Genomic DNA, 25,697 nt, shown 5'->3' with positions numbered 1-25,697 from the left:
GATGCCATCCACCCTCTGCTCGACGAGAGAGACAAACCTGGAGCACCCGTCATGACCGTTACCGTAAAGGTCGCCGAGGCCAAAACCCATCTGTCCGAGCTGCTGGCGAAAGTCGAAGCCGGTGAAGAGGTGATTATTTCGCGCGGAAATACACCTGTCGCCCGCCTCTCCCGCATCCGCCGCGACAACGACGTCGATGCCTTGATCTCCGAGATCAAGGCCCAGCGCGCCGGCCGCGCCGTCACCACGCAGGACGAAATCCGCGAATGGCGCGATGAAGGCCGGCGATACTGATGGCCTTCGTTCTCGATGCCTCTGTCGCCGCCGCCTGGTTTCTGCCCGACGAACAACACGACGCCGCCGATCGGCTGATGTCGGAGATCCGCTCGACGGTCGGTCTTGTGCCGGCACTGTTCTGGTTTGAGACCCGCAATCTGTTTCTGGTGGCCGAGCGACGCGGCCGGTTGAAGCAGGGCGAACCACTGCTGCTGATGACACAGCTGCGAGGGCTGCCGCTCGAGGACGCTGGCTCCGGCGGAGATGGCCTGGTGCTGGAACTGGCGGCGCGTTACGCACTGACCGCATACGACGCGAGTTATGTCGCGCTTGCCAGAACCCAGGGATTACCTCTGGCAACCGGCGACCGAAAGATGGCCGCCGCCGCCCGCGGTGAAGGTGTCACCGTCGTTGGGCCACTCGAACATGAACACTGAGCTGCCGCTTTCACGCCATGAAATTCTAAAGCGTGCCGAAGAACTCGATGCGCTCGATGCGATCCTGCCCTTCGACCGGCGCGACCAACTCGCTGAACTTCTGACCGACGAAGACGTCGCCACCCTGAAGCACTTGGCCAAGGAAGGGATGGGCGCCAACACGCTCAGGGCACTCGCCTCCGATCTCGGCTACCTCGAGGCCTGGTGCGAGCTTTCGACCGGTGCTCCGCTCCCCTGGCCAGCACCCGAAAGCCTGCTTTTGAAATTCGTCGCGCATCATCTCTGGGATCCCGTCGAACGCGCCGCGGATCCGAGCCACGGCATGCCGGTGGAGGTCGAGGCGGGCTTGCGCGCCCAAGGGCTGCTGCGCGTCGACGGTCCGCATGCGCCCGATACCGTGCGGCGTCGCCTGACCTCTTGGTCGATCCTGACGCGTTGGCGCGGCCTGACGGGGGCGTTCTCCGCGCCTTCGCTGAAGACGGCCTTGCGGCTCGCAGTAAAATCGAGCGGCCGGCCACGACAGCGTAAAAGCAAAATGGCGGTGACTGGTAATATCCTGACAAAGCTGCTGGCCACCTGTAACGGCGAGCGCCTCGTCGATCTGCGCGACCGCGCCTTGCTGCTGACCGCCTTCGCCTCCGGTGGCCGCCGGCGCTCCGAAGTCGCCAACCTGCGCATAGAGGATTTGGTCGACGAAGAGCCGGTGCATGCCGATCCGAAAAATCCCGCCTCCCCTCTTCTTCCCTGCCTCACCATCAACCTCGGCCGCACCAAGACAACAAGCGCCGACGACATGGCCCATGTTATTTTGATCGGTCGGCCGGTCGAGGCGCTGAAGCATTGGATTGAGGTCGCCAGGATCGAGAGCGGCCCGGTCTTTCGGCGCATCGACCAGTGGGGCAATGTCGACCGGCGAGCGCTGACGCCGCAGTCGGTCAATCTGATCCTGAAAAGCCGATGCAGGCAGGCAGGTCTGGATCCGGAGGCGTTTTCGGCGCACGGGCTAAGATCGGGCTATCTGACCGAAGCGGCCAACCGCGGCGTATCCCTGCAGGAGGCCATGCAGCAATCCCTGCACAAGTCGGTAACGCAGGCGGCGAGCTATTACAACAACGCCGAGCGAAAGAATGGCCGGGCCGCGCGGCTCGTGACTTGACGAGGGTAGACATCCGCCCGTGGGCTGAACAAGTTGGTATCACGATAAAGGGCGCGATCTGTCCGATATTGGAAAGCGGATCCATTCTCTTTCGACCGGCGGCCCTTGCGAGCGCAGGGGTTCCGACGCAGTTATAATGTTTTCGCGAAAACATTATAACCGGCTCAGTCATTGACACGTCGCAAGAGAGTTATAATGTTTTTGCAGAAAAATTATAACTAGTGGTGTCTCCGGTGACCGGACGCACCTTCTTAGGAAAGGACCGTCCCCAAAGAGGGCGACGGCCGAGCTAGCGCCCGCAGCGCTCAGGAAAGACGCGACGCAACAATGAAAGAGATCGACCTGGTCTATCGCACGATGTTTGCCGAGCTAGCGCAGCGGTCGCTCGACGCACAGTTCCACGCGGACTTTCCTCTGGAGGGCCGTTTCGTCACAGTTCCTGTCAAGGGCCGCGACTACTGGTATTTCGATCTCCCTACTCCAAATGGCGACAAGCGAAGCTATGTCGGTCCACACAGCGACGAAGAGATCACGGCGCGGGTGAACGCCCATAAGGAGATCAAGGACAACATCAAGGAGCGCCGACGCATGGTTAGCTCGTTGCGTCGTGCCGGCCTCCCCGGTCCAGATCCGTTCGCGGGCGACATCACGAAGGCTCTTGCGGACGCGGGATTGTTCCGACTGCGGGCTGTCTTGATCGGATCAGTGGCATTCGGCACCTATGCGGGCCTTCTCGGCGTTCGGCTGCCGTCGTCGGCAATGCAGACAGGCGATGCCGATTTCGCGCAGGATTTTGCGATCTCGGCCGAGGTCGGCGACAGCTTGCCACCCGTGCTCAAAATCCTCCAGTCGATCGATCCCGGCTTCCGAGCAGTCCCGCATCGATCGGACCAGGCGAAGGTCGTCGCGTTCGTGAACGGCAAAGGCTACCGGGTGGAGTTCCTGACGGGAAACCGGGGATCGGACGAACATACAGGCAAACCGTCACCCATGCCCGCCCTCGGTGGCGCGTCGGCAGAAAACCTGCGGTTTCTCGATTACCTGATCTACGAACCTGTCCGCACGGTGCTTCTTCATCGTGATGGCGTGAACGTCCTCGTACCAGCGCCCGAGCGGTATGCCGTCCATAAGCTTATCGTGGCCTCGAGACGGCTTACAGATGCACTTGGGCGTGCCAAGGCGGACAAAGATCGATCGCAGGCCGCGTTGCTCTTTGAAGCCCTTGTAGAGACGCGCCAAGGTGACGTGCTGGCCGATGCCTATGAAGAGGCATGGGAAAGAGGACCTTCATGGCAGGAAGGGATCACCAGCAGCCTTACAAGACTGCCTGATAGCGGCAGGAACGCCCTGGCAAAGGCACTCGGCGTGCAGGTTGAAGATTTGGGAAGAGCTTGATCTGGCTGAGGTTCCGATAAGCCCCTCATATCGAATTGAACAAGGCTTCTTTGACAACGAATTTTTCCGATAAAAAGAGTCCCATTGCCAGGGATTCGACCGATTTAAATGCCCGAGAGACCGCGCTAGAGACACTCACAAACGATCGTTTATGCGTATCTTCTGGATTTGGAAATCTGCCGCCCTCACCTTTTCAAAGGGACGAATGCGAATTCAGCAATCCGCCCGAAATCGCAGTTGAATCGATGCGCCATGGCATATACATTATGGCATATACAAAGGAGGTCACCTTGATGCCTATCTCATTGCCCTCATCTCGACCGAAGGAAGTAAAACTTTTCCGCAATAATCGCAGCCAGGCGGTACGCATCCCTGCGGAATTTGAGCTGCCGGGGGATCGCGTGATGATTCACCGTGAGGGAAACAAGCTCATCATCGAGCCTGTAGCCCGGCCCGCGAATATCATTGAGCTCATTGCCGAATGGAAGAACGAAGATGCCCTCGGACCTGAGGACCAGTTCCCGGATATTGAGGATATGCCCGTCAAGCCGGAGAACATCTTTTGAGCGGATATTTGCTCGATACGAACATCATCAGCGACCTCATACGCAACCCGTTCGGACCGGCAGCGCGTCGCATCGAAGAGATCGATCCCAAAGAGATTTGCACGAGCATAGTTGTCGCGGCTGAACTGCGGTATGGCTGCGCAAAGAAAGGATCGGCAAAACTATCGGCCAAAGTCGAAAGCGTGCTCGAAACGATTCCCGTTCTCCCGCTAGACATGCCGGCAGACATCAAATACGGCAGCATTCGTGCAGAATTGGAGGCTACCGGTCAGAGCATCGGCCACAACGATCTGTTGATCGCCGCGCATGCCAGTGCACTGGATCTGACGCTTGTTACGGACAACACTCGTGAGTTCCAACGCATTCATGCCCTGAAACTCGAAAACTGGCTTGAGAGATAGTGGCAAGCATCATGAGCGCCGATGCAATTGTCGTTTTGCATCTAACCTCAAGACTGAATTCCGGCATTACGGATCATCGCCAATGTGTTGCGTGACGTGCCGCAATCCGGATTGTGGTAGATGGTAACGTTCATAGCTTCGGCTCCGATGAGATTGTCGATGAAGTGGACGGCTGCAGGAGCCAGGTGAACAGCATGAGTGCAACAACCGCTCCGGCAACCTCCGCCACCCAGAAGCCCGGCAGATCGATCGGCCGAATGCCTGAGAAGGTGTTTGTCAGCGATCGGGCCAAGGCAACAGCCGGATTGGCGAATGACGTCGAGGCGGTGAACCAGTAGGCGGCGGTGATGTAGAGCCCGACCAGCCACGGCACTGCCTTCTGCTCGAATTTGATGCCGGCGAGGATCACCGCCACCAGCCCGAACGTCGCGACACCTTCGGAGAACCATTGCGCGCTACCGGTGCGAACCTTGGCCGACAGTTCGATAACCGGCAGGCCGAACATCAGGTGAGCCGCGATCGTGCCAACCACGCCGCCCACGACCTGCGCCATTACATATCCAGCAAGATCGCCGCGTGCCAGTGTGCTAGAGATTGCAAAGATCAGCGAGACCGCCGGATTGAAGTGGGCTCCCGAGATCGGTCCGAGGACGGTGATCAGGACCACCAGGATCGCGCCGGTTGCCAGTGTATTGCCGAGCAATGCCAAGCCAACGTCCTGCGTCAGCGATGTTGCCATGATGCCCGATCCGACGACGGTCGCGACCAGCATCGCGGTCCCAAGCCCTTCGGCAACCAACCGCCGCGGCAGATCGAACCCACCCATCAGTTCGCCTTCGGCTGTTTGATGCTGGCACCTTCCATGGCGCCGATCTGGCGCAGGTGCGTTTCAAGCGCAAGCTTGTCGATCGAGGCGAGCGGCAGGCTGATGAAGGACATGATCCTGTTCTTGAGGAAGCGGGCGGCCTGCGCAAAAGCGCGGCTTTTCTCGATGTCACCGCCTTCGACGGCTGAGGGATCCTCGATGCCCCAATGGGCGCTCATCGGATGGCCGATCCAGACCGGGCAGGCCTCGCCGGCGGCGCTGTCGCAAACCGTGAAGATGAAGTCCATGTGCGGAGCGCCTGGTTCGGCAAACTCGTCCCAGCTTTTCGAACGAAAGCCGTTTGACGGGTAACCCAGAGTTTCGAGCTCCTTCAGCGCGAAGGGATTGACTTCACCCTTCGGCTGGCTGCCGGCCGAATATGCATTGAAGCGACCCTTTCCCTCGGCATTCAGGATGGATTCCGCCAGGATCGAGCGGGCAGAATTGCCCGTGCAAAGAAAGAGGACGTTGTAGACGCGGTCCGTGGTCATTGCCGTTTCTCCTCCATTTTAGGGGCGCAGCAGGCCGCAACCTCCACGGCCGGCGCGCAAATCTCCGGGTGCCCGGAGCAGCAGTCTTCCATCAGGAAGCGGATAAACCCACCAAGCGCTTCGTAGTTCGCGGTGTAGATGATCGAGCGAGACTGGCGCTCAGCATCGACAAGTCCGGAATGCTCAAGCTCCTTCAGATGGAAGGAGATGTTCGAGGGCGAAACCTCAAGCCTCTCGGCCAGAGCTCCGGCCGCCATGCCGTCCGGACCGGTGACGACGAGCAGGCGGACGATCTGCAGCCGGGTTTCCTGCGAGAGAGCGGAAAAGACAGCGAGGACTTGCCGTTGATCCATATTTCAATAATCCTTGAATCATTGAAACGAGGATTACCGCAAATGAACGCGATCGACAACTCGAAAATTCAAAACGCCGACATCAGCCTCGGCCTGCTTCTCGAAACGCTGGCGCACGCCAAGAATATTCCCCTCGTCTTCCACTATGATGGCAAGTTGGTGAAGGCTGGCTATCATGTCACTGAGGTCAAAGCCGGAAAGTTTGATGCGCTCGACTGCAGCGCCAACCCGGAAAGCTGGACGGAGATCTTCGTGCAGCTGTGGGACATCGAGGAAGGCGACCGCACCCATATGCCGGCCGGCAAATTCGCGGCGATCATCCGCAAAGTCTCGGAGCACGTGAAACTGGACGGGTCGGCAAAGCTGACCTTTGAGGTGAGCGACGGCGTACAGCCGATGCAGCTCTATCAGGCAGCCTATCCCAGCCTTCGTGCGGGCCAGGTCCATGTTGAGCTGACGCCGCGGGCCGCGAGCTGCAAGCCGCGTAATCGCTGGCTGGCAGAAGAAAACCGCAAGGCGGCGGCCGCTTGCTGTGGCCCAGCCGTAGAAAGCAAGTGCTGCGGCTGATTGTACTCATTGTCCAGAGTTCAAGCCATTTGTCGGTGGGACCGGGCGATGGGTGTCGCTTCGGTGGTGTTTGCGCTTGAGCGCCTGGTTCATGAGGCGGCCAAGCTGTCTGTTGCGCAGGCGCCCCTTCGCATCGGAAATCGTCTTCCAATCCTGGGTGGCCAATATCTGCTCCGCCAAACGTTGATACGCGGTATCGATAGTGAGCCATCTAATGGCGCTTTATTGCCGTCTTCGCTCAAAATCGCTATATTTGGCGAAAATTCGATCAAGGAAAACCAATGTCCGAACCACAACTCTCTGTCCGCAGCGCCAAGGCAAAAGAACTAGCGCATGCGCTCGCCCGCCGCACCGGCATGCCGGTCAACAAACTCGTTGAAAAGGCACTTGAGCGCTACGATGTCGAACTGCGGCAGCAGAACAAGGCGCATCCGCTTGATGCCATCTGGGAGCTCGCCGCCGAAGGGCGGCGCACCGTGCCACCCGGCACCACTTCGGCTCACGACCATCTCTATGACGAGAATGGCTTGCCGAAATGATCGCTCTCGATACCTCGGTTCTTGTTGCGATCATGCTCGATGAGCCGGAAGCTGAAACATTCAAGATAGTGTTGCGGCAGGAACCGGTGATCGCCATTGGCTGGCCAACTTTGTTTGAAACCCGGACGGTGCTGACCGCCAAGCGATTTTCCAACCCCGGTGATATCGTCGCCCGTTTTTCGGAGGTGCCAAACATCACCGCCGTCGCCTTTGATGCAAAACATTACCGTGCAGCCGAGCAGGCGCTCGACAGGTATGGCAAAGGCCGCCATCCGGCGGGGTTGAACATGGGGGATTGCTTTTCCTATGCGGTTGCAAGCGTCGCCAAGGTCCCTCTCCTCTTCAAGGGAAATGATTTCGGACGGACAGATATAATGCGTCATCCTGCATCAGCAGCCCAATGACACGCAAAGCAATCCCCCTCCCCTCCGCTGCCGATCCGGTGCTGCAACGCGCCGAAGAATTGGATGCGCTCGATGCCATCCTTCCATTTGCCCGTCGGGATCAGCTCGCAACATTGCTGACAGACGAGGATGTCGCCACCCTCAAACATCTGGCCAGGGAAGGCATGGGCGCCTACGCGCTTAGGGCGCTCGCCTCCGATCTCGGCTATCTCGAGGCCTGGTGCGAACTGTCGACAGGCACCCCCCTGCCCTGGCCGGCGCCCGAAAGCCTGCTGTTGAAATTCGTCGCCCACCATCTTTGGGATCCGGTCGAACGGGCCGAGGATCCAAGCCACGGCATGCCGCTGGACGTCGAAGCGGGAATGCGTCTTCAGGGGCTGCTGCGTACCGACGGCCCGCGCGCGCCCGATACGGTGCGCCGGCGCCTGACCTCCTGGTCGATCCTGACCCGTTGGCGCGGCCTGACGGGATCTTTCACCGCTCCGTCTTTAAAATCTGCTCTCAGGCTCGCCGTTCGGGCAAATGCACGACCAAGGCAACGGAAAAGCAAGAAAGCGGTCGCCGGCGATATCCTAGCAGAATTAATCGCCACCTGCGCCAGCGATCGGCTGGTTGATATTCGTGATCGCGCGCTGTTGCTGACCGCCTTCGCCTCCGGAGGCCGCCGACGCTCCGAAATTGCCGGCCTTCGCATCGAGGATTTGGTCGACGAGGAACCGGTCCATGCCGATCCGAGAGATTCGGCCTCCCCTCTCCTGCCGTGTCTGACCATCAATCTCGGCCGCACCAAGACGACGACAGCTGAAGAGAAGGCGCATGCCATTCTCATCGGCCGTCCGGTCGAAGCCGTGAAGCAATTGCTGGCACAGGCCAAGATCGATACCGGACCGCTCTTTCGGCGCATCGACCAATGGGGCAACGTCGATAGGCGCCCCCTGACGCCGCAGTCGGTCAACCTCATCCTCAAAAGCCGTTGCAAGCAGGCCGGCTTGGATCCGGAGGCGTTTTCTGCGCATGGGCTGAGATCCGGCTATCTGACCGCAGCAGCCGACCGCGGCATCCCGCTTCAGGAAGCCGTGCAGCAGTCGCTGCACAAGTCGGTGACGCAGGCGGCTACTACAACAATGCGGAACGGAAAAACGGCCGTGCGGCGCGGCTTGTCACCTAGTCCTAGAAGTCTGCCGTCTGGTTCTCCGGTCACAAGCTTGGCTGTCGCGGCATCAGCACCTGACACAGGGCGGCTGACGCGCCCGATAAAGACAGAGTATCTCACCGTCTTTGATCTTTCGGAGAGCCCAGAACGATGAAGCTGGTAATCGCCGTGACCTGCGGCAGCGTGCCTAAAACGCCTGTATGGAACGCCTTGTAAGTGGCAATGTCGGCAACTTCGATACGCAACAAGTATTCTATTGTGCCTGTCACGTTATGGCATTCAACGACTTCATCAGCCTGTGACATCGCCTCCTCGAATGCGTCTTGGCTCTTTTTGGTGTGATCCGAGAGACCCACCGTAACATAGGCGAGGAATCCGGCCCCCATTCGCGCTCGGTTAATAGAGGCGCGGTAACCCGTAATGACGCCGGCACGCTCCAGTTCTTGAACGCGACGTAAACATGCCGACGGAGACAAGCCGACGCGCTCAGCCAAACGTACATTCGGCTGGCGTGCGTCGACAGATAGCTCGCGCAATATATGACGGTCAATACGATCAAATACAGGCTTTTGTTGCAATCTTTCCGGCTCCGCTGATGAAATTTGCACCGACATTCTGCAAAAACCTTCCTAACATTGCGCGTATGACCGATCCAGTAATTCTCGCCCCATTCCTCATCTTCGCCTTTCTCATGACAGTTACGCCGGGACCCAACAACGCAATGGCTCTGGCTTCTGGCGTTCGTGTTGGTCTAGCTGGGTCGTTTCCGCTCATAGGCGGCATTGCTGCTGGCGTCGCCTTGCAAATGTTGGCAATCGGCCTCGGCCTGGGTACGTTATTCGAGGCCTATCCGGTCACGCACGAGATCTTGCGGATCGGAGGTTCGTTTTATCTCATGTCGTTTGCTTGGAAGATCGCGCGCAGCGGCCCAATTGTTGAAAGCACGGAGAGTTCGCCTATCGGCTTTTGGGGTGCGGTCGCGTTTCAGTGGGTCAATCCAAAGGCGTGGGCAATCACGGTGAGCGCTGCTGCAACCTACATTCCCAGCAGCGACTATCTGCTGAACATCTCGATCGCTGCGGCTTTGCTGGCTCTTGTGGCCATCCCCAGCGTTGCCGTCTGGGCGGCTGCCGGCCGCCTGCTCCGCAACGTGCTTACCCGGCCGACTTATGCGCGCATCTTCAATCTTTCGGTCGCGTTTCTTCTCGTCGCATCGACTGTCCCGATCTTATTAGGCAATCCGCTCGCTGCGCGATCCGATTGACACCTCGACGCCGCAGGGCATGTTCTCCCTGCAGGTGCTTGGCGCCGTCGCCCAGCTCGAGCGCGCTCTGATCGCCGAGCGAACCAAAGCTGGCATTAAGGCTGCGAAAGCCAGAGGCAAGCTTCCCGGCAATCCCGGTCTGCGCGAGCGCCGACCGGAAGCGATCAAGGCGGTGTCGCAAGCACGCGAGAAACTCTATCTCGATGAATTGATTTCGTCGGCACAAACGTGGCTTCCGACCGTGCGGCAGTTGCGACCGCAGCATAGCTGGGACAATGTCGTCCGCGTCCTTAACCGCCGCGGCCACGACTGGACCGTTGAGCGACTCCGACGCGCGGTTCACCGCTTGGTCCGCGAAAAGCTCGCTGAGAAAGAACTCCTGGCCCGGTCCCCTCGCCGCGCTCCCGAAGATCATCTGATGAAGCTGGCGGCGGCGATCGCCATTGCCGATCCCGATCTGTCGCTTCGCGACATTGCCTCTCAACTGGACAAGATGGGAGAACGGCCTGTGCGAGGGGGCAAAAGATGGCAACCCTCCTCCGTCCGGGACCTGCTGGACGAAGCCCACCGGTTTGGCCTTATCCGCCGCTGAGGGCACGATTCATCAACCGACTGATCGCGCGGTTCTTTTCCTGCGGCTGTTCGCCGGCGTTGTCTTCAAGCTTGACTGTCGACGATCTGTAGCGTTGGCAGAGGCGGTCCGCAGCGGCAAAGTCGTGTCAGCTTGCCGGATTGCGCGCGGTGACGATCCACGCCGCGCCGTCGATCATCACCGATCGCTCGCCGGCGCGGTCCGCGAAGGCGGCACGAACCGCGGCCGAGGCGCGGGCCCGGATGTCGTCGGGTTGATCAACGAGCGCGCGCGCCAGCGGGCCGACTTCGAGTGTCATCTTCACGGCGTCGGCGAGCGCTACGTCCCGCGTCTCCCCTTTACCAAAAGGGATGGAGGCGTCGAATGGCGCGATAGCGATATCGGTGAAGCCGGCCGCCGTCAGGATACGCGCTACCCGCCCCGAGTCGCCGAACGAGAATGGGCCGGGCGCTTCGGGATCGGGCGGCGCCGTCGGCGGGACGATGCCCTTGATCGCGCCCATCGGCAGGCGCACCCAATCGTTCTCGGCCATGCCGCGCCAGCAGACGAAAGCGACGCGCCCGCCTGGCTTGAGCGCACGGCGCATATGAGCGAACGCCCCTGTCGGATCGTCGAAGAACATCACCCCGAAACGGGAGAACAGGATGTCGAACGCCCCGTCGGGCAGCTCGGCGCTGCTGGCGTCGGCCACCTGGAACAGGACTGGCGTATCCTGCGGCGCTAGCGCGCGCGCTCTGCCGATCAGCGGTTCGGATACGTCCACGCCCAGCACATGGCCCCCTGCGCCGACGCGGGCGGCCATTTCCAGACTAGACGCCCCCGCGCCGCAGCCGATGTCCAGCACGCGTTCGCCCGTGGCGGGCGCGGCGGCTTCGATCGCGGCCTGGCCGAACACCGCCATCATGGCATCGAGCCGGGCCTGGTGAGCGACCCAGCGCTCCCCGCTTTGGCCATTCCAGTCCGAGACCTGATAAACATTGTTCTCTGCCATACCATATCCCCTTGTTCTGATCCGTTCTTAACCAGGTTGTCCGCCCGCGTGGTCGCTGCCACCGTGCGCGGCGATGAACATCGCGACGGCCGACCGGCAATAGGATTCGATCTCGTCTCTGTCCCCTGCTCTCGCCTCATCGAAGCGTGCGATAATCAGGAGATCGGATCCCTTGAAAAGCGCGGCAAACAAGCGGGCGGACCGGAGAGGATCGGGCACGTTCAGAACCGCCTTCGCGTGCAACTGACGCAACAGGGCCTCGATTTGGGCGATGATATGGGCGGGGCCGGCTTCGTAATGGAGCTTGCTTAATGACTTTTGACTCGTGACGTCGGCCATGACCATGGCTTCGACACTGCGCACGTCCGGGCGCAACAGCGTGCGAAGCAGTGATGATCCCACCGCCATGAGCTGATCTTCGGCCGAACCGTCGACGCCTTCAAAAAGGGCTTGTGGTATCAACTGCTGGCAGCGGGCCGCAAACGACGCGCCAAACAGTGCCTCCTTATTCTCGAAGTGTCGGTAGATGCTGAGCTTGGATATCTTCGCCCGCTGGGCGACCTTGTCCAATGTCGTCGCTTGGAAACCCAATTCCGCAAAGAGTTCGCCCGCTGCGTCGACTATGGTTTGGCCAAGCGCCTCATTGGCGGGCCGGCCGCGCCGTGCGCGGATGTTTTCTTCGGGCACGATAATTCCAGTCCTTGACAGTATCGTTATTCTTGAATTACGATACTACGTAGTTTCATAAATTCCAAGAGTGGATTTTATCGTGTCCGCCAAATCAGGTTTCCCTTGGCCACCCAGCGATTTCGAATGCGCATCGCTGGGCGACATTGCGCGCCAGATTCTGCCCAACCTCTTCCCTTCACAACTCGGAGCCCATCATCATGGATGACGTCATCATCATCGGCGGCAGCTTTGCCGGCCTCGCCGCCGCCCTGCAGCTCGGCCGCGCCCGCCGCAAGGTCATCGTTCTCGATACCGGCCTGCCGCGCAACCGCTTCGCCGGCCATTCGCATGGTATGCTCGGCCATGATCACAAGCCGCCGCTGGACATCCTGGCCGAAGCGCGGCGGCAGTTGGCACGTTATCCAGCGATCAAACTGGTCAATGCCGGGGCCGATAGCATCTCCGGCACCATCGACAATTTCTCCGTCCTCACTGGCGATGGCGAAAACATTGGGGCGCGCCGCCTGATCCTGAGCTATGGCATCACCGACCAGATGCCCGATGTTCCGGGCTTTGCCGAAGGCTGGGGCACGTCCATCGTGCCCTGTCCCTATTGCGACGGCTTTGAAGTCGCCGGCCAGCATTGGGGCCTCGTCTGGTCGGGCCCGCAGTCGCATAATCAGGTCAGGCTGTTCCACGACTGGACCGACAGGCTGACGGTCTTCGCCGATGGTCACGACATTCCGCCCGATATCCGGGCCGATCTGGAGCGTCGCAACACACCTATCATCGATGGTCGGATCGTTGAGATAGCTCGGCGCGGGAGCCATGGCGCCACCATTAAGATCGATACCGGCCCCGATGTCGCAGTCGATATTCTGTTTGCGCATCCGCGCAACAAGCCGTCTGCAAGTCTGCATGAACCACTGGGCCTCGCCACGGCCGGCACGCCCCTCGGCATTGTCCTCAAGGTCGACGAGCGCCGTGAAACCAGCATGCCCGGCATCTACGGCGCCGGCGACCTCACCACCCCCCTCATCCCCTCGGTCACCACGGCATCATGGCAAGGCACGATGGCGGGCATCTTCGCCCAGCAGTCGATGCTGGTTTGAAAGCACAGATTCCAGGCACCAAAATCCACGAGAGTTCAATTGGGACAACGCGCAGCCATCTACAGCCGCGTTTCGACCGCCGACCAGTCTTGCGAACGGCAAGAGCGAGACCTAACTGCTTTTGCCCAGCGCGCCAGCTACCCCATCGACTGGGCCAAATAGGCGTGAACTACAAGATCATCGTGCACAGGAAGGCCGAGGCGGAATTGCTCAGCTGTGTCGCGATTTCGCCAGTGTAGAGAAGGCCGGACTGAGGTAGCGGCATGGGCAGTTTGTCGCGGAGCTTGAAACGTTCGTTCCACAAGCGCGGCAGGCTTGGGATAGCCTTATTCCCGCCGTACCGGTCATCGGTCATTGCCGGAGCGTCAACCTGACGATTAAACGGATCGCTTCAAGCCATTGCTGCCGCTCACCATCAGAACGGCCGGGCAGGTTGCTTTCGAGCGACTCCAGAAACAAAGCTTTACGACGGCCGATACTCGCGTTATATATTCTCCGCAAGGAGAATGATTTTGGCCAGTACTTCACACGCCTACACGCCCGCCGAAGCTGCAGCTGTCAGTGAGATCGCTGTCAAGTCGGTGCACAATGCCATCGACAAGCGGATCATCGCAACTCATCTTACCGGCAGCGGGGGAGGTCGCGCACTCACGGATGACGATCTCCTTCGGTTGAAGCTCTGGTATGGTGTCGGATCGATTTTGTCTGCCGAGCGCCGCAAACGTCTGTTCGACACAATCGACGAGAACCCCAATGCCGATACCGTGAGGGTAGACGATTATCTGATCATCGATGTCGCCCGGGCAAGAGAGCAGTTGGCTGCACGCGCCGAAGCGCTTCGAGAAGCAGAACGAAAAATCCACAGCGTAAAGGGCGTCGTGGGTGGCGAACCGGTTTTCAAGGGGACCCGCGTTCCGGTGCGAACTATTGCCGCAATGAAGGTCCAGGGCGCGAGCACCGAGGAAATCGTCGAGGGATATCCTTCGCTCAGCGAGCGCATGGTGGCGCTTGCCGAAATCTGGGCAGCCGCCCACCCGGCCCGAGGACGGCCCCGCAAGCTTTCGGAACTCGGCCTGAAAGTGAAGTCCGTGAAGCGTCTGCGACTTCACAACGAGAGCACCCCAAAATCCACGGGCTCGACCTCGTGAAATTTCTCATCGACGAATGCCTTCACACGTCTCTCGTGGCCGTGGCTCAAGGTCAATGGGCATTTACTCAGCAGAAGCGACTATGCCTCGGGAAGCGTATAGCGGGTGAGGCTCGCACTGTCATCTCCATCGAGGGTCACTTCAATGACTTCGTTGACCATATCCTCCGCCCCAACCAAATCCTCCAGAATGAGGGCAAACAATTCTCGCTGCAGGAAAGGAAGTACCTGCGGGACGATGATCATCAAGCCCGCATGCAGTTCCTCTCTTGCATACAGCTTCCGGAAGTCGCGGGCGTTGTTCGTTACGAATGTGAAATCCGCCGCGATGATCCGAGGCATCAGATCCCAGTCGGCTTCGCCGCTTAGTCCCAAGGCTTTTTGGAATTTCATTCTATCACAAGAATTTTTTGCAACAGAGCCGTTGCTTCCTTCCCAACATTCCATCGAGAAGATCGGGCTTGCGCGCCGGCGTGCCGAACAAGCGCTGATCTCGAATATTGATCCGGAAAAGCTGCAAACCTTGGACGATCTACTGGTCGTGGACGCGGCTGTCGGCCAGACGCGGTTCCAGTGGTTGAAATCAGCGCCGGATGCGCCGGCGGCAGGGAACCTGGTCGGGCTGACCGAGCGGATCGTGTTCCTGCGCAACCTCAGGATTGATCCGCACTTGCAGGCTCGTATTCCTTCCGGGCGGTGGGATCAGATGGTGCGGGAGGGTGATGTCACACCCGCCTGGCTGGCCAACGACTTCAATGTGAACCGGCGACGCGCGACAATCGTGGCCCAGATCATCAAACTGGGGCAGAAGCTCGCCGACGGGTCTGACCGGTAATGGACATGTACATCTGAGTTGTACAACGGCATAACCCATGATAGCGTGAGCCTTCCAACGGCTGGAGACCATGATGCCCCGGACGAGTTACAAAATCAGCGAGGCCCGCAAGAATTTCGCCGAGGTGCTCGAACGTGCCAACCAGGGCGAGGAAATCATCATCATGCGCGGCAATGAGATCTATGCCCGCATCGGCCCGGCCGGTGGCGGCAAGCGGCCGTTCGGACTGCTGCGCCAGCGCGGCCTGCCGGACGATCTGTTCGACGCGGTCGATGCCGAACAGGCGGCCATCGATGCCGGTGACTTCAACGATGATACCGGCGTCTGGCAGGGCGGCCCAACGGGCCGCGAGCCCAAGGCATGAAGCTTCTACTCGACAGCCACGCCATCTACTGGTGGACGATCGGCAGCGACCGGCTGTCCGGCAACGCCCGGGCGCTGATCGAGGACAAGGCCAACACCGTCCTTGTCAGCGCCGTCTCCTTCTACGAGCTCGACAACAAGATGCGGCTTAAAAAGCTCGATCTGAAGCCGCAAGAATTGCGCGCCGCCGTTGCCGCCAGCGGCTTGCAGACGCTTGCCATCAGCGATCTGCACGCCGAGCTCGCGGCAAGCTTCGACTGGGACCACCGCGATCCCTGGGATCGCATTCTCGCTGCCCAGACGCGGCTGGAGCACTGCGCCTTCGTGTCGCTCGACGTCGCGTTCGACACCGTGCTGCATGAACGGGTTTGGTGAAGCGCAATCAACGCCATTTTGCGGCGCGAAATGCTCGCATCACTCAAGCGATAGTGCAATGTATTTATTGCATAATTTCTTTACAAAAAATCTAAGAGGATAATCACTTCCGATCGTGGTAGAGCATTTTATTCGGCCTATCATCATCGATAAGTAACTCTTATCGATGGAAGATTGATTTCGAGGCGCAAATTGTTCGAACGCCGGGAATTCCAGTTTCCGTTTCTTCGTTGCCAGCCAGTGCATGCGCCCAAACGGCATCGTCTGGGCCAGTACGAACATCGGCAGCTAGCCAACGCGGATACCGGCGAGCCGAATGAACTCGCGTGATTTGGCCTGGGACGATTGCGCCGCGATTACCCCATGTTTAGAAAATATGCCGAAACGGCTAAGCGCATATACTTCAGTATAATACCTGGAATGCTGCGTGCAGCGCTACCGTTATAGCGGTACCCTGAAACCACCACACACCCCATCAGGGGACCATTTGCCGCGCCGGCATATTGTTGATCGCAAAGACTCCAGCCCCCCGCCGGCGCGGCTTTTATCAAAACGGGGAACAGCGCTGTCGCTGTTGTGATTTTAGCGGGCAGTATGCATCCCAACCGAACTTGGACAGCAGGAGGATCACCGAGACAAGTGATCAGCCATGCTAAGTACCTGAATTGCGCCGTTGACACAGAAGGGAAGTCAGTCAAGCCTTATTAGAACTGCGATGCCCGTGACAAGAACGATGCGGGCAGCATTGAGCCGAGCGGTGTGGTGATGGACGACACGGTCCAAGACATCGGAAAGAGGAGCTTCAGAAGGAGCGCCAGCAGACAGGAAGCTGCTGCCGCCTCCGTCCACCAGAAGATTCCCACAAGTCCTCGAGAAGATGGGCTGCAAGGCGCCTGGAATGACGGCGATCGCATCTTCACGAGGGAAATATACCACGATGACTATGGCGCATCACGGGCCGTTTTGGTCGTGCGGCTTATAGCCGAGCACCCCGCTCGCGCCAGCCTCGACAGGCTGGCGCACGAATATGGTCTCAGAAGCGAACTCGAGCGTACATGGGCAGCGATGCCACTCAACCTCATCACGCAGAATGGCCACAGCGCTCTTCTCCTGGAAGATAGTGGCGCCGCGCCGCTCCGTCAGCTGATCGGACTGCGTAGACATGGCATGGCTGCCGAGCTCCCCATCTTCTTGCGTCTTGCCATCGGTATCGCCGCAGCAGTTGGCAAGGCTCACGAACGCGGCCTCATTCATAGAGACATCAAGCCGTCGAATATTCTGGCAAACACGGCAGACGGAAAGGTTTGGCTGACGGGATTTGGTGTGGCATCGCGTATTTCTCGGGAACGTCAGGCCCCCGACCCTCCTGAGATCATTGCCGGCAGCCTCGCATACATGGCGCCCGAACAGACTGGCCGTATAAACCGATCAGTCGACTCCCGTAGTGACCTCTATGCCGTGGGCATCACGCTGTACGAAATGCTCACCGGCAAGCTGCCGTTCACGGCTTCGGATCCCATGGAGTGGGTACACTGCCATATTGCCAAGCGACCAGTGTCACCTTCGGAGAGAATAAAGAAACTACCGCGCGGCATTTCGGCAATCGTGATGAAGCTGATTTCCAAGAACGCCGAAGAACGCTACCAGACGGCGGCCGGGCTGGAAGCGGATCTCCGCCGCGCACTTATCGAGAACGAGAGGAGTGGGCGGATCGAAGAATTTCCTCTCGGGACGCACGATCTGCAGGACCGGCTTCTAGTTCCCGAGCGGCCCTATGGTCGTGAGCTTGAAGTCGCTGTCCTTCTTGACGCGTGCGACCGGGTTGTTGCAGGCGGCGGACCGACGCTAGTGTTGGTTTCGGGCCATGCCGGAGTTGGCAAATCCACCGTGGTGAACGAGCTTCACCGAGCGCTTGTGCCGCCACGAGGGCTGTTTGCCTCCGGCAAATTCGACCAGAACCAGCGGGACGTTCCCTATGCAAGCCTAGCGCAGGCCCTGCAGAGCCTCGTCCGGGCTCTGTTGGCTAAGAGCGAAGCCGAACTCGCGCCCTGGCGCATTGGTCTGACCAAGGCTTTGGGCGCGAGCGGTCGACTTATGGTGACGCTCGTCCCGGAACTCGAAGCCCTCCTCGGTCCACAGCCCCCAGTCGCGGATTTATCGCCGCAAGACGCCCGGCGGCGATTCCAATTGGTTATCAGGCGACTGGTGCGAGTGTTCGCCAAAGCTGAGCATCCACTAACGCTGTTTCTAGACGATCTCCAATGGCTGGACGCCGCAACACTCGACCTGATAGAGGATCTGTGCACCCAGCGAGATTTTCGTCATCTGCTGCTCATCGGGGCTTATCGCGACAACGAGGTCACGCCAGCCCACCCGCTGATCCAGCGGCTTGCCGCAATCCGACAGGCCGGCGTCCAAGTGCACGAAATTGCATTGGGGCCCCTCAAGCTTGTGGATCTGACGCGGATGCTCGCCGACGCTCTTCATTGCGGGAGCAACCGTGTCCAGCCGCTTGCGCGGCTGGTTCACAAGAAGAGCGCGGGAAATCCGTTCTTTGCGCTTCAGTTTCTAAGTACGCTGCCGGACGAAGGATTGCTTGAGTTCGATCGCGGGCAGGCACGCTGGGATTGGGACCTTAAGCGCATAGGAGCCAAAGCTTATACCGATAACGTTGCCGATCTCATGCTGGGCAAGCTGCAGCGACTGCCCAATACGACACAGGCTGCCTTGAGCATGCTGGCGTGCCTTGGCAATCGAGCGACAGTTGGGACCTTGATCCTGATGAGGAGCGAAAATGAAGAAGCGGTTCATGCGGTATTATGGGCTGCGGTGCGAGCCGGGTTGGTGCTACGTCAACAGGGGGAATATCGCTTTCTGCATGACCGGGTTCAGGAGGCCGCGTACGGGCTAATTCCCGAAAGCGAGCGTGCGACGGTGCACCTTTCCATTGGCCGCCTTCTGCTAGTGCATACGCCACCGAACGCACTCGAGGAGCATATTTTCGAGATCGTCGGTCAGCTAAATCGTGGCGACACCTTTATCATGTCGGGCAAAGAGCGCGAGCGCCTCGCCGAGCTGAACTTGATTGCCGCTCGCCGTGCCAAGACGTCCGCGGCGTACGAATCGGTGCTGGTCTATGCCAGCGCGGGTGCGGTTTGCTTGCAGGACGATGAGTGGGAGCGCCGGTACGAACTCGCTTTCGCCCTCGAGCTGCACAGGGCTGAATGCGAATTCCTCACCGGGGCGACGGCTCAGGCGCAGGCACGCCTTGCAGAACTGGCAAGCCGTGCCGTCAGCCTCACCGATCTGGCACGCGTCACACGGCTGCGCGTGGACCTGTTCATGAGCCTTGGACGGAGCGATCAGGCTATCCTGTTCGGTCTTGATTACCTGCACCGTGTCGGCATCGGCTGGTCGGCGCACCCCACCAGGAGCCAGGTGCGGCAAGAATACGCGCGGCTGTGGCGGCAGCTCGGGGGCAGGCCCATCGAAGCGCTACTTAACTCGCCCACGATGACGGACCCGGTCGCATTCGCGACCATGGATGTTTTGACCTCGCTCGTCACTCCAGCCTTGTTTACTGATGAGAATCTGCGCTGCCTCGTTATCGGGCGAATGGGAAACGTCAGTCTCAAGTATGGCAACAGTGACACGTCGCCCTATGCCTACACCGCGGTAGGCACGGTGCTGGGACCTTATTTTAACAATTACGAAGCAGGTTTCAGGTTCGGTCTGCTGGGGCTGGACTTGGCGGACCAGCCTGGTATGGACCGCCTGAAGGCGCGGGTCTATCTAGCCTTCGGTAACCTTGCGAAATCTTCGCCACGGCACGCGCGGACGGGCCGTCCGCTTGCGCAACGCGTATTTGAAACGGCACAGCAGGTCGGAGATCTCACCTACGCCGTCTTAAGCCGGAACAACCTCGTGACCTATCTTCTCGGCGCTGGCGAACCCCTCTCCGAAGTTCAACGGGATGCGGAAGCAGGTCTGGACTTCGCGCGCCAGGCCGGGTTCGGTGTCGTCGTCGGCTTCATTTCCGGACAGCTCCAGCTCATTCGAACGCTCCGTGGGCTGACGCCGGTGTTTGGGCACTTTGACGACAAGGAATTCGATGAGCAGCAATACGAAAGGCAGACCGACGGCAAGCCGGGCAGTTGCCTTTACTGGATCCGCAAATTGCAGGCACGCGCTCTCGCCGGTGATTATGTGACCGCGCTTTCGGCAGCGGCGAAAGCAGAGGGCCTCCTCTGGATGACCCCTGCCATGTTCGAGCGGGCGGAATACCACTTTTACGCGGGGCTCGCGTTGGCTGCGTCTTGTAGCAAAGGATCGGCTACTGAAAGCTCTGAGTATCTCAAGAAATTGCGTGCTCATCGCCGTGAGCTCGACAAATGGGCCGAGCACTGCCCAGAGATCTTTGCAAGCCGCGCAGCGTTGCTGGGCGCGGAAAACGCGCGCTTGAGCAACCGGGTTCTCGATGCCGAGCGCCTCTATGAACAGGCTATCCAATTAGCCCACGCCCACGTGCTCCCTCACGACGAGGCGATCGCCTATGAGCGCGCCTCCGCCTTCTACCGCTTGCGCGGTTTCGATAAGATTGCTCGTCTCTACCTGCAAAACGCTCGTAACCGCTACCTGCGTTGGGGCGCGGACGGCAAGGTGCGGCAGCTCGACGAACTTTCCCCGCAGCTACGGGAAGACCAACCAGCATCCGTTGCCACGAGCACAATCGAAGCGCCGGTCGAACACCTCGACTTGGCGACCGTAATCAAGGTGTCGCAAGCTGTCTCCAGCGAAATCGTCATCGAAAAGCTGATCGATGCAGTACTGCGATTGGCCGTCGAGCAGGCGGGTGCCGAGCGCGGCTTACTCATCCTGTGGCATGGCGACGAGCCGAGGATTGTGGCGGAAGCAACGACACGTGGTGAAGCGGTCCTCATGGAGCTACGCGATGAGACTGCCGTCGGTACGATGCCAGAATCGGTTCTCAACTACGTCCTGCGGACCCGGGAAGTTGTAAGTCTCGACGATGCGTCAGCCGAAAACGCCTTTGCGGCCGATCCCTACATTCGTCATCACGCGGCCAGATCTATTCTTTGTTTACCGCTGATCAATCATGCGAAGCTGATCGGTGCGTTGTATCTGGAAAATGCTTTGGCCGGCGGTGTCTTTTCACCGGGGCGCACGACGGTGCTGAAGCTCATCGCGTCACAAGCGGCCAGCACGCTCGAGATTACCCGTCTGTATCGCGACCTTAAAGAACGCGAGGCGCGGATCGGCCGTTTAGTCGAAGCCAACATCATTGGGATTTTCATTCGCGATATGAGCGGCCGAATTATTGAGGCGAACGAGGCATTTCTTCGGATCGTGGGCTACAGCCGCGATGAACTCTTCGCGGATCGACTGCTTGAGGCAGATCTGACACCGCCGGAATGGCGTGAGCGTGACGCGGAGGCCGACTCCGAGTTGAAAGTGACCGGCAGCGTCCAGCCGTTTGAGAAAGAATACCAGCGAAAGGATGGTCACCACATGCCCGTGATGATTGGGCAGGCAAGCTTTGAGGGCAGCGGGAACCAGGCTGTGGCCTTCGTGCTCGATTTGTCCGCGCGCAAAAATGCGGAGGAGAGGCTGCGCGCGAGCGAGTCTCGCTTCCGAACCTTCGTCGATCACGCGACCGACGCGTTTTTCCTGCATGCCGACGATTTGATCATTGTAGATGTCAACCGCCAGGCCTGTGAGAGCCTCGGCTACAGTCGCGAAGAACTGATCGGAATGCATCCAAACGATTTTGATGCGGGTCTCGATGCGGCGGCGGTAATGAAGTTGATGGATCGGGTGGACACCGGACAGACGGCGACTTTCGAGACGTTCCATCGGCGCAAGGACGGTACGGTATTTCCGGTCGAAGTTCGCGCCGGCAGATTCCAGCAAGGAGAGCAATGGTTTCGACTTTCACTGGCCCGTGACATCACCGGCCGCAAGCATGCAGAGAACGCTCTTCAACTTGCGCAGGCAGAGCTTGCCCATGCGAGCAGGTTGACCACAATGGGAGAACTCGCAGCCTCGATCGCCCACGAGGTCAGGCAGCCGCTCACCGGGCTGGTGGGCAGCGGCAATGCCTGCCTTCGGTATCTTGACGCGGATCCACGTGATATCGTCTCCGCCCGTCGCGCAGTCGAACGCATGATCAGCGATGCTTTCCGCGCCTCCGAGGTCATTGACCGGATCCGTGCGATGGCAAAGAAATCGCCCCAACACCGGGATCGACTAAGCATCAACGATATCGTTTCCGAGACCATTGCGCTCGTGTCCACGGATCTCCGACGAAGTGCGATATCGCTGCGCACCACGCTGTCGGACAGCCTGCCCTCCTTGATGGGAGACCAGGTCCAAATTCAGCAGGTGATCCTAAATCTCATCATGAACGCCAAGGACTCCATGACAGCGGTCCCCAGCGGATCCCGCGAGCTCGTCATAAGCACCGAACAAGCGGCACCGGATATGGTTTTGGTGGCGGTCCACGACAGCGGCCCACCAATCGACGCGACTAAGATCGACAAGATGTTCGAGGCATTCTACAGCACCAAACCCAATGGTATGGGCCTGGGCTTAGCGATCAGCCATTCCATCATAGAGGCTCACAACGGCCGGCTCTGGGCCGTTCCGAATGAACCTAGCGGCGCAATCTTTCAGTTTACATTGCCAAACGAGGAGAAAGCGCAGTAATGATTGGCGTCCGGGACCGCCGCCTGACCGGCGCGAAATGGGACGCATATGAAAGAGATTGTCTATATCATCGATGATGACGCATCCGTCCGCGAGGGTCTCGGTGATCTCCTGCGTTCAGTTGGACTTGGCGTGCAGACGTTCGCGTCCAGCCAAGAGTTTTTGGACAGCAAGCGCCCCGACGCTCCGGGTTGCATCATTCTCGATGTCAGGCTACCGGGGCGGAGCGGCCTGGAATTTCAGAGCATGCTGAACAATTTGGGAAACCAACTTCCGGTCGTTTTCATCAGTGCCCACAGCGACATTCCGATCTCCGTGCGGGCGATGAAATCCGGCGCTATCGATTTCCTGACGAAGCCTCTGCGTGAGCAAGAACTGCTTGATGCCACATATGCCGGGATCGAGCGCGATTGCGCTCGGCGGCGGGAGGCCGAGCTCATTGCCAAACTTCGGTGCCGCTATGATTCTTTGACGCCACGCGAGCGCGAGATCATGAACTTGGTGGTCGCGGGCAGCATGAACAAGCAAATCGCTGCTGCCGCGGGCCTGAGCGAGGTGACCGTAAAGGTTCATCGCGGCCACGTCATGCAAAAGATGGGGGCGAGATCGCTCGTCGATCTAGTTCGAATGGCGGACAGCCTTGGGCTGACGACAAAGCCGGCTCCGACCAAATAACGTTAAGCCTTTAGACCAAAGCCGTGGTTGCCAAGGCTAAACATAGCATCAGTGCGCCAACATAGATCATCGCCTTTGCGCAAGAGCTGCGTTCCTTAAAACCTCGAGGCGAGCTAAGGCACGCGTCTATGAAGAGCAGCCCAAAACTGGATTATCGTCGACGGATTAGCGGGGTCATTTCCGCCATAGGACCATGGCGCGGATCACGCTGTCGTGAGCCTGGACGGCGACAATCACGGTGAGAGTCGCCTTGGTGTGATTGACGTCAAGGCGTGCGAGCGTCCGGCCGCAGCGCTGCAAGCAGCGGTCTAAGCTTGTGTTTGCGCCGATGTTTTTCGATCAGTAGTTCGATCCTTGCAACCCAGTCCTCCAACCGGCCTGCAGCGTCATAGGCGAGCGCAGCTTTTTCAAGCCACTGGGCCGCCAACTCATATCGTCCCGAATGCCCAGCCTCCATGATGCTGTTAGCCATGCGTTCGGCAATGTTGATCACCCAGTCGGGATGGCTGGCACGCGCGACGTCCGCGAGCCGCATAAGATCCGTATCCTTCGGATCGACCAGCATTGTCTTGAGATCGACGGATCGTACCGCTTCAGTGGTCATGCCTTCATGGAGATAGATCTTCGTTCGATCCCAAGCATACGGCGCGGCCGCAAGGCTTGCCAACAGGCTGACGCGCAATTCGATCCAATCCGGTCCCGCCAAGATCGCGGCCGCCTCAAAATCCTCAAGCGACAGGCTCAAGTTAAAGGCGTAACGTGCAGCTATCACCGCCAGCTCTTTTCGTCCGAGCAAACCGGCGTTATCGCGTAACCAGCGTGCTAGGTTCGTCGCTCCCGAGAAGCGGTCTTCTCCCAGCCTCTGGCCCAATCCCCACTCAGCAAGGTCCAGCGCTGCATCGATATGCCCTGCGTCCTTGAGGAGGCGCGCAAGCTGGAGCGTCTCTTCGCCAGAGCGGAACCTTTTACGCGCGTGGTCCAAGGCCTCATCGAGGCGTCCAAGGCGGACCAACATGGCCGTATAGTCGCCATGGCAGCCCGCAGCGCTGGCGAGGTTGAGGTATGCTTCCGTCCGACCGTCAACATTGAGAACGCGCAGCCGCGCTTGTGTCAAACGCTCGCTCGTCCGGTCGCTTCTTCCCGATGGCGGCCAGGATCGACTTCTTCCAGCCAGAGCATCGTCAAGGCCAATCTCGTCCCACCCTTGCTCAAGCGCATCGACTGCAACCTGCAGATAGTCATCCAGGCCGTAGTCGTCGAGCATGCCTTGCCAGACATCGAGCCGCACCATCAGATCGTCGCGCTCTTCCGGAAGAAGGTCGCTCATCAGGACTGCTTCGGCGATAAGTTGTCCGAGTGAGGGAAAAAACTCGTGCAGCGTCTCATCGAAGTCGGCCTGTTCGCTCCACGCTGGCACAAGCGCTTCCATCACCGGCTCCAGGATCTTCAGAGCTTTGCGTCCTTCACCGATATCCAGGAAAGGTTTTGCTTTGTCGATCAGCGCCGAGAATGCCTCCTCATCGAGGGCAGACCCGTCGTCGTCCCAGGCTCGTCTGCTCGGATACCGGCCCGACAGCAGCCGCTCGGCCTGCCGCCTGACGAACTCTGGATTGATCGCGGCTGGAGGCTGACCCATCATCTCCGGCATGCTGGTCGTCAGTTCGGCCTCCAGCCAGGGTTCCAGTCCGGGATCTTGTCCGGCCCGCTTGACCAACAGTGCCATCAAAGCCTGACGATCAAGGTCGCCAAGCATGTCGGCAAGGGACGGACGTTCGACGACCGCACCGGGCGCCTCTATGCATTTGAGAAGCACGGCAACGATGTGTTTGCAGGCACCACCCCAGTCATACGGGCAGGTACAACGGGTGGCAGCTACACCGGCGTCGTGAAGCTCGATGGTGACGGCATAGGGCGTGGACGTGAACTCGCCACCTTCGACCTCGGCAATGATCCGCCCACCGCGGCGCTCCAGCCCCAACATAGCATCGCGCCGCAGATACTCCCGGCCACGGGCGAAGGATTCTACCGTCGCCAGCGCACGCACTTCGTTTTCGTCGAAAACCGGCCTCTTCATGTGTCGTCTTGCTCCCCGAGCCCAAATTCGTCGCCGCCGGCATTGTCCACCAGCTCGTCATCCGCATGTTCGCCATTCACCAGCCCTGTTGGAGCATCGCTCACCAGCAGCTTTTTTCTGCTTAACAACCCAGCATCCTCCATCGCCTCGAGGTTCAGCATATCGCGCAATGTCTCCGTCCCCAAGGCGAAGAGAAAATGTTTGGTGGTCACAAAGGTGTAGGGCGCACCTGGCGCCGGACTGCGCGGGCCGGACGCAAGAAACCCGCACC

Annotated in this window: 26 protein-coding genes and 4 pseudogenes; 20 read left to right on the top strand and 10 right to left on the bottom strand. The window is 59.5% G+C overall.

All coding sequences use genetic code 11. The annotated features are described in order from the left end of the window. Nucleotides 1-51 precede the first annotated feature (51 nt). The 6 genes from QD357_RS22760 (at nt 52) to QD357_RS22735 (ending at nt 4,231) form a co-directional block, all read left to right on the top strand. Nucleotides 52-294 (top strand): type II toxin-antitoxin system Phd/YefM family antitoxin, encoded by a 243-nt coding sequence (locus tag QD357_RS22760; protein ID WP_107106665.1) that lies wholly within the window; start codon nt 52-54, stop codon nt 292-294. Then, a complete protein-coding gene (locus tag QD357_RS22755) occupies nt 294-713 on the top strand; it encodes a type II toxin-antitoxin system VapC family toxin (protein WP_414125095.1) in 420 nt (139 codons plus the stop codon). Before QD357_RS22760 ends, QD357_RS22755 begins: the two co-directional genes overlap by 1 nt. Then, nucleotides 703-1,869 (top strand): site-specific integrase, encoded by a 1,167-nt coding sequence (locus QD357_RS22750; RefSeq protein ID WP_414125094.1) that lies wholly within the window; start codon nt 703-705, stop codon nt 1,867-1,869. The genes QD357_RS22755 and QD357_RS22750 overlap by 11 nt, the downstream gene beginning before the upstream one ends. A gap of 327 nt (nt 1,870-2,196) precedes the next feature. Next, nucleotides 2,197-3,264, top strand: a complete 1,068-nt coding sequence (locus QD357_RS22745; protein WP_414125093.1) for a GSU2403 family nucleotidyltransferase fold protein — start codon at nt 2,197-2,199, stop codon at nt 3,262-3,264. Nucleotides 3,265-3,557: 293 nt separating this feature from the next. Further along, a complete protein-coding gene (locus tag QD357_RS22740; protein ID WP_107106664.1) occupies nt 3,558-3,830 on the top strand; it encodes an antitoxin in 273 nt (90 codons plus the stop codon). Continuing rightward, nucleotides 3,827-4,231, top strand: a complete 405-nt coding sequence (locus QD357_RS22735; RefSeq protein WP_414125092.1) for a type II toxin-antitoxin system VapC family toxin — start codon at nt 3,827-3,829, stop codon at nt 4,229-4,231. The genes QD357_RS22740 and QD357_RS22735 overlap by 4 nt, the downstream gene beginning before the upstream one ends. Before the next feature lie 53 nt (nt 4,232-4,284). Here QD357_RS22735 and QD357_RS22730 read toward each other — a convergent pair. The 4 genes and pseudogenes from QD357_RS22730 to QD357_RS22715 all read right to left on the bottom strand — a co-directional run. After that, nucleotides 4,285-4,365 (bottom strand): annotated as a pseudogene (locus tag QD357_RS22730) (arsenate reductase (glutaredoxin)); the annotation flags it as partial. Continuing rightward, on the bottom strand, nt 4,362-5,057 hold the full coding sequence (locus QD357_RS22725; protein WP_414125091.1) for an aquaporin: 696 nt from the start codon (nt 5,055-5,057) through the stop codon (nt 4,362-4,364). The gene QD357_RS22725 and the pseudogene QD357_RS22730, both read right to left, overlap by 4 nt. Beyond that, on the bottom strand, nt 5,057-5,587 hold the full coding sequence (locus QD357_RS22720) for an arsenate reductase ArsC (protein WP_414125090.1): 531 nt from the start codon (nt 5,585-5,587) through the stop codon (nt 5,057-5,059). Before QD357_RS22720 ends, QD357_RS22725 begins: the two co-directional genes overlap by 1 nt. Next, complete coding sequence (locus QD357_RS22715) at nt 5,584-5,940, bottom strand: ArsR/SmtB family transcription factor (protein WP_414125089.1); 357 nt, start codon at nt 5,938-5,940, stop codon at nt 5,584-5,586. The genes QD357_RS22720 and QD357_RS22715 overlap by 4 nt, the downstream gene beginning before the upstream one ends. Nucleotides 5,941-5,982: 42 nt before the next feature. On the opposite strand from QD357_RS22715, the gene QD357_RS22710 reads away from it, so the two are divergent. From QD357_RS22710 to QD357_RS22695, 4 genes and pseudogenes are all read left to right on the top strand, one after another. Next, nucleotides 5,983-6,507 (top strand): DUF6428 family protein, encoded by a 525-nt coding sequence (locus QD357_RS22710; RefSeq protein WP_107106652.1) that lies wholly within the window; start codon nt 5,983-5,985, stop codon nt 6,505-6,507. A gap of 281 nt (nt 6,508-6,788) precedes the next feature. Continuing rightward, the gene (locus QD357_RS22705; RefSeq protein WP_414125088.1) at nt 6,789-7,046 is read left to right on the top strand and encodes a type II toxin-antitoxin system VapB family antitoxin; all 258 of its coding nucleotides are present in this window, start codon (nt 6,789-6,791) and stop codon (nt 7,044-7,046) included. Then, a complete protein-coding gene (locus tag QD357_RS22700) occupies nt 7,043-7,450 on the top strand; it encodes a type II toxin-antitoxin system VapC family toxin (RefSeq protein WP_414125087.1) in 408 nt (135 codons plus the stop codon). The genes QD357_RS22705 and QD357_RS22700 overlap by 4 nt, the downstream gene beginning before the upstream one ends. Further along, nucleotides 7,447-8,618, top strand: a pseudogene (locus QD357_RS22695) (tyrosine-type recombinase/integrase). Before QD357_RS22700 ends, QD357_RS22695 begins: the two are co-directional and overlap by 4 nt. Nucleotides 8,619-8,719: 101 nt before the next feature. Here the strand turns inward: QD357_RS22695 and QD357_RS22690 are convergent. Next, complete coding sequence (locus tag QD357_RS22690) at nt 8,720-9,217, bottom strand: Lrp/AsnC family transcriptional regulator (protein ID WP_107106650.1); 498 nt, start codon at nt 9,215-9,217, stop codon at nt 8,720-8,722. Here QD357_RS22690 and QD357_RS22685 point away from each other — a divergent pair. Together QD357_RS22685 and QD357_RS22680 are read left to right on the top strand one after the other, a co-directional pair. Continuing rightward, nucleotides 9,199-9,867, top strand: a complete 669-nt coding sequence (locus tag QD357_RS22685; RefSeq protein WP_414125086.1) for a LysE family translocator — start codon at nt 9,199-9,201, stop codon at nt 9,865-9,867. The genes QD357_RS22690 and QD357_RS22685 overlap by 19 nt on opposite strands. After that, nucleotides 9,845-10,459 (top strand): annotated as a pseudogene (locus QD357_RS22680) (recombinase family protein); the annotation flags it as partial. The gene QD357_RS22685 and the pseudogene QD357_RS22680, both read left to right, overlap by 23 nt. Nucleotides 10,460-10,586: 127 nt before the next feature. Here the strand turns inward: QD357_RS22680 and QD357_RS22675 are convergent. After that, nucleotides 10,587-11,450 carry a class I SAM-dependent methyltransferase gene (locus QD357_RS22675; RefSeq protein ID WP_107106648.1) on the bottom strand — a complete coding sequence of 288 codons (864 nt, stop codon included), beginning with the start codon at nt 11,448-11,450 and terminating at the stop codon, nt 10,587-10,589. A 27-nt stretch (nt 11,451-11,477) separates the two neighbouring features. After that, a complete protein-coding gene (locus tag QD357_RS22670; RefSeq protein ID WP_414125128.1) occupies nt 11,478-12,140 on the bottom strand; it encodes a TetR/AcrR family transcriptional regulator in 663 nt (220 codons plus the stop codon). A 197-nt stretch (nt 12,141-12,337) separates the two neighbouring features. Between QD357_RS22670 and QD357_RS22665 the strand changes: the two genes are divergently transcribed. From QD357_RS22665 to QD357_RS22655, 3 genes are all read left to right on the top strand, one after another. Further along, the gene (locus tag QD357_RS22665; RefSeq protein ID WP_414125085.1) at nt 12,338-13,231 is read left to right on the top strand and encodes an NAD(P)/FAD-dependent oxidoreductase; all 894 of its coding nucleotides are present in this window, start codon (nt 12,338-12,340) and stop codon (nt 13,229-13,231) included. 39 nt (nt 13,232-13,270) lie between these two features. Continuing rightward, entirely contained in the window at nt 13,271-13,393 is a 123-nt protein-coding gene (locus QD357_RS22660; protein WP_107106645.1) for a recombinase family protein, read from the top strand. A 350-nt stretch (nt 13,394-13,743) separates the two neighbouring features. Beyond that, nucleotides 13,744-14,379 carry a DUF433 domain-containing protein gene (locus QD357_RS22655; protein ID WP_414125084.1) on the top strand — a complete coding sequence of 212 codons (636 nt, stop codon included), beginning with the start codon at nt 13,744-13,746 and terminating at the stop codon, nt 14,377-14,379. A gap of 80 nt (nt 14,380-14,459) precedes the next feature. Here the strand turns inward: QD357_RS22655 and QD357_RS22650 are convergent, their stop codons facing one another. Then, nucleotides 14,460-14,771, bottom strand: a complete 312-nt coding sequence (locus QD357_RS22650; protein WP_414125083.1) for a hypothetical protein — start codon at nt 14,769-14,771, stop codon at nt 14,460-14,462. A gap of 31 nt (nt 14,772-14,802) precedes the next feature. On the opposite strand from QD357_RS22650, the pseudogene QD357_RS22645 reads away from it, so the two are divergent. The 5 genes and pseudogenes from QD357_RS22645 to QD357_RS22625 form a co-directional block, all read left to right on the top strand. After that, nucleotides 14,803-15,198 (top strand): annotated as a pseudogene (locus QD357_RS22645) (Tn3 family transposase); the annotation flags it as partial. Nucleotides 15,199-15,286: 88 nt separating this feature from the next. Then, entirely contained in the window at nt 15,287-15,577 is a 291-nt protein-coding gene (locus QD357_RS22640) for a type II toxin-antitoxin system Phd/YefM family antitoxin (RefSeq protein ID WP_107106641.1), read from the top strand. Next, complete coding sequence (locus QD357_RS22635) at nt 15,574-15,951, top strand: type II toxin-antitoxin system VapC family toxin (RefSeq protein ID WP_107106640.1); 378 nt, start codon at nt 15,574-15,576, stop codon at nt 15,949-15,951. Before QD357_RS22640 ends, QD357_RS22635 begins: the two co-directional genes overlap by 4 nt. A gap of 765 nt (nt 15,952-16,716) precedes the next feature. Beyond that, nucleotides 16,717-22,677, top strand: a complete 5,961-nt coding sequence (locus tag QD357_RS22630; protein WP_414125082.1) for a PAS domain S-box protein — start codon at nt 16,717-16,719, stop codon at nt 22,675-22,677. Nucleotides 22,678-22,725: 48 nt separating this feature from the next. Beyond that, entirely contained in the window at nt 22,726-23,352 is a 627-nt protein-coding gene (locus QD357_RS22625; RefSeq protein WP_183941123.1) for a response regulator transcription factor, read from the top strand. A gap of 265 nt (nt 23,353-23,617) precedes the next feature. On the opposite strand, the gene QD357_RS22620 is transcribed toward QD357_RS22625, so the two are convergent. Both QD357_RS22620 and QD357_RS22615 read right to left on the bottom strand, forming a co-directional pair. After that, nucleotides 23,618-25,426 carry an SWIM zinc finger family protein gene (locus tag QD357_RS22620; protein ID WP_414125081.1) on the bottom strand — a complete coding sequence of 603 codons (1,809 nt, stop codon included), beginning with the start codon at nt 25,424-25,426 and terminating at the stop codon, nt 23,618-23,620. Then, nucleotides 25,423-25,587, bottom strand: coding sequence for a hypothetical protein (locus tag QD357_RS22615; RefSeq protein ID WP_414125080.1), 165 nt, complete (start codon nt 25,585-25,587; stop codon nt 25,423-25,425). Before QD357_RS22615 ends, QD357_RS22620 begins: the two co-directional genes overlap by 4 nt. Nucleotides 25,588-25,697: the final 110 nt, after the last annotated feature.

This window comes from Rhizobium sp. BR 317, from assembly GCF_047445835.1.
Lineage (GTDB): Bacteria > Pseudomonadota > Alphaproteobacteria > Rhizobiales > Rhizobiaceae > Rhizobium > Rhizobium paranaense.
Note: the sequence above shows the minus strand (reverse complement) of the source record. Positions and strands in the feature narration are given on the sequence as shown.

Bases quoted from the DNA above. Each gene is read 5' to 3' on its own strand.
- QD357_RS22760 (WP_107106665.1), top strand. From the start codon at position 52: ATGACCGTTACCGTAAAGGTCGCCGAGGCCAAAACCCATCTGTCCGAG.
- QD357_RS22755 (WP_414125095.1), top strand. From the start codon at position 294: ATGGCCTTCGTTCTCGATGCCTCTGTCGCCGCCGCCTGGTTTCTGCCC.
- QD357_RS22750 (WP_414125094.1), top strand. From the start codon at position 703: ATGAACACTGAGCTGCCGCTTTCACGCCATGAAATTCTAAAGCGTGCC.
- QD357_RS22745 (WP_414125093.1), top strand. From the start codon at position 2,197: ATGAAAGAGATCGACCTGGTCTATCGCACGATGTTTGCCGAGCTAGCG.
- QD357_RS22740 (WP_107106664.1), top strand. From the start codon at position 3,558: ATGCCTATCTCATTGCCCTCATCTCGACCGAAGGAAGTAAAACTTTTC.
- QD357_RS22725 (WP_414125091.1), bottom strand. From the start codon at position 5,057: ATGGGTGGGTTCGATCTGCCGCGGCGGTTGGTTGCCGAAGGGCTTGGG.
- QD357_RS22720 (WP_414125090.1), bottom strand. From the start codon at position 5,587: ATGACCACGGACCGCGTCTACAACGTCCTCTTTCTTTGCACGGGCAAT.
- QD357_RS22715 (WP_414125089.1), bottom strand. From the start codon at position 5,940: ATGGATCAACGGCAAGTCCTCGCTGTCTTTTCCGCTCTCTCGCAGGAA.
- QD357_RS22710 (WP_107106652.1), top strand. From the start codon at position 5,983: ATGAACGCGATCGACAACTCGAAAATTCAAAACGCCGACATCAGCCTC.
- QD357_RS22705 (WP_414125088.1), top strand. From the start codon at position 6,789: ATGTCCGAACCACAACTCTCTGTCCGCAGCGCCAAGGCAAAAGAACTA.
- QD357_RS22700 (WP_414125087.1), top strand. From the start codon at position 7,043: ATGATCGCTCTCGATACCTCGGTTCTTGTTGCGATCATGCTCGATGAG.
- QD357_RS22685 (WP_414125086.1), top strand. From the start codon at position 9,199: ATGAAATTTGCACCGACATTCTGCAAAAACCTTCCTAACATTGCGCGT.
- QD357_RS22690 (WP_107106650.1), bottom strand. From the start codon at position 9,217: ATGTCGGTGCAAATTTCATCAGCGGAGCCGGAAAGATTGCAACAAAAG.
- QD357_RS22675 (WP_107106648.1), bottom strand. From the start codon at position 11,450: ATGGCAGAGAACAATGTTTATCAGGTCTCGGACTGGAATGGCCAAAGC.
- QD357_RS22665 (WP_414125085.1), top strand. From the start codon at position 12,338: ATGGATGACGTCATCATCATCGGCGGCAGCTTTGCCGGCCTCGCCGCC.
- QD357_RS22650 (WP_414125083.1), bottom strand. From the start codon at position 14,771: ATGAAATTCCAAAAAGCCTTGGGACTAAGCGGCGAAGCCGACTGGGAT.
- QD357_RS22640 (WP_107106641.1), top strand. From the start codon at position 15,287: ATGCCCCGGACGAGTTACAAAATCAGCGAGGCCCGCAAGAATTTCGCC.
- QD357_RS22635 (WP_107106640.1), top strand. From the start codon at position 15,574: ATGAAGCTTCTACTCGACAGCCACGCCATCTACTGGTGGACGATCGGC.
- QD357_RS22630 (WP_414125082.1), top strand. From the start codon at position 16,717: ATGGACGACACGGTCCAAGACATCGGAAAGAGGAGCTTCAGAAGGAGC.
- QD357_RS22625 (WP_183941123.1), top strand. From the start codon at position 22,726: ATGAAAGAGATTGTCTATATCATCGATGATGACGCATCCGTCCGCGAG.
- QD357_RS22620 (WP_414125081.1), bottom strand. From the start codon at position 25,426: ATGAAGAGGCCGGTTTTCGACGAAAACGAAGTGCGTGCGCTGGCGACG.
- QD357_RS22615 (WP_414125080.1), bottom strand. From the start codon at position 25,587: ATGCTGAACCTCGAGGCGATGGAGGATGCTGGGTTGTTAAGCAGAAAA.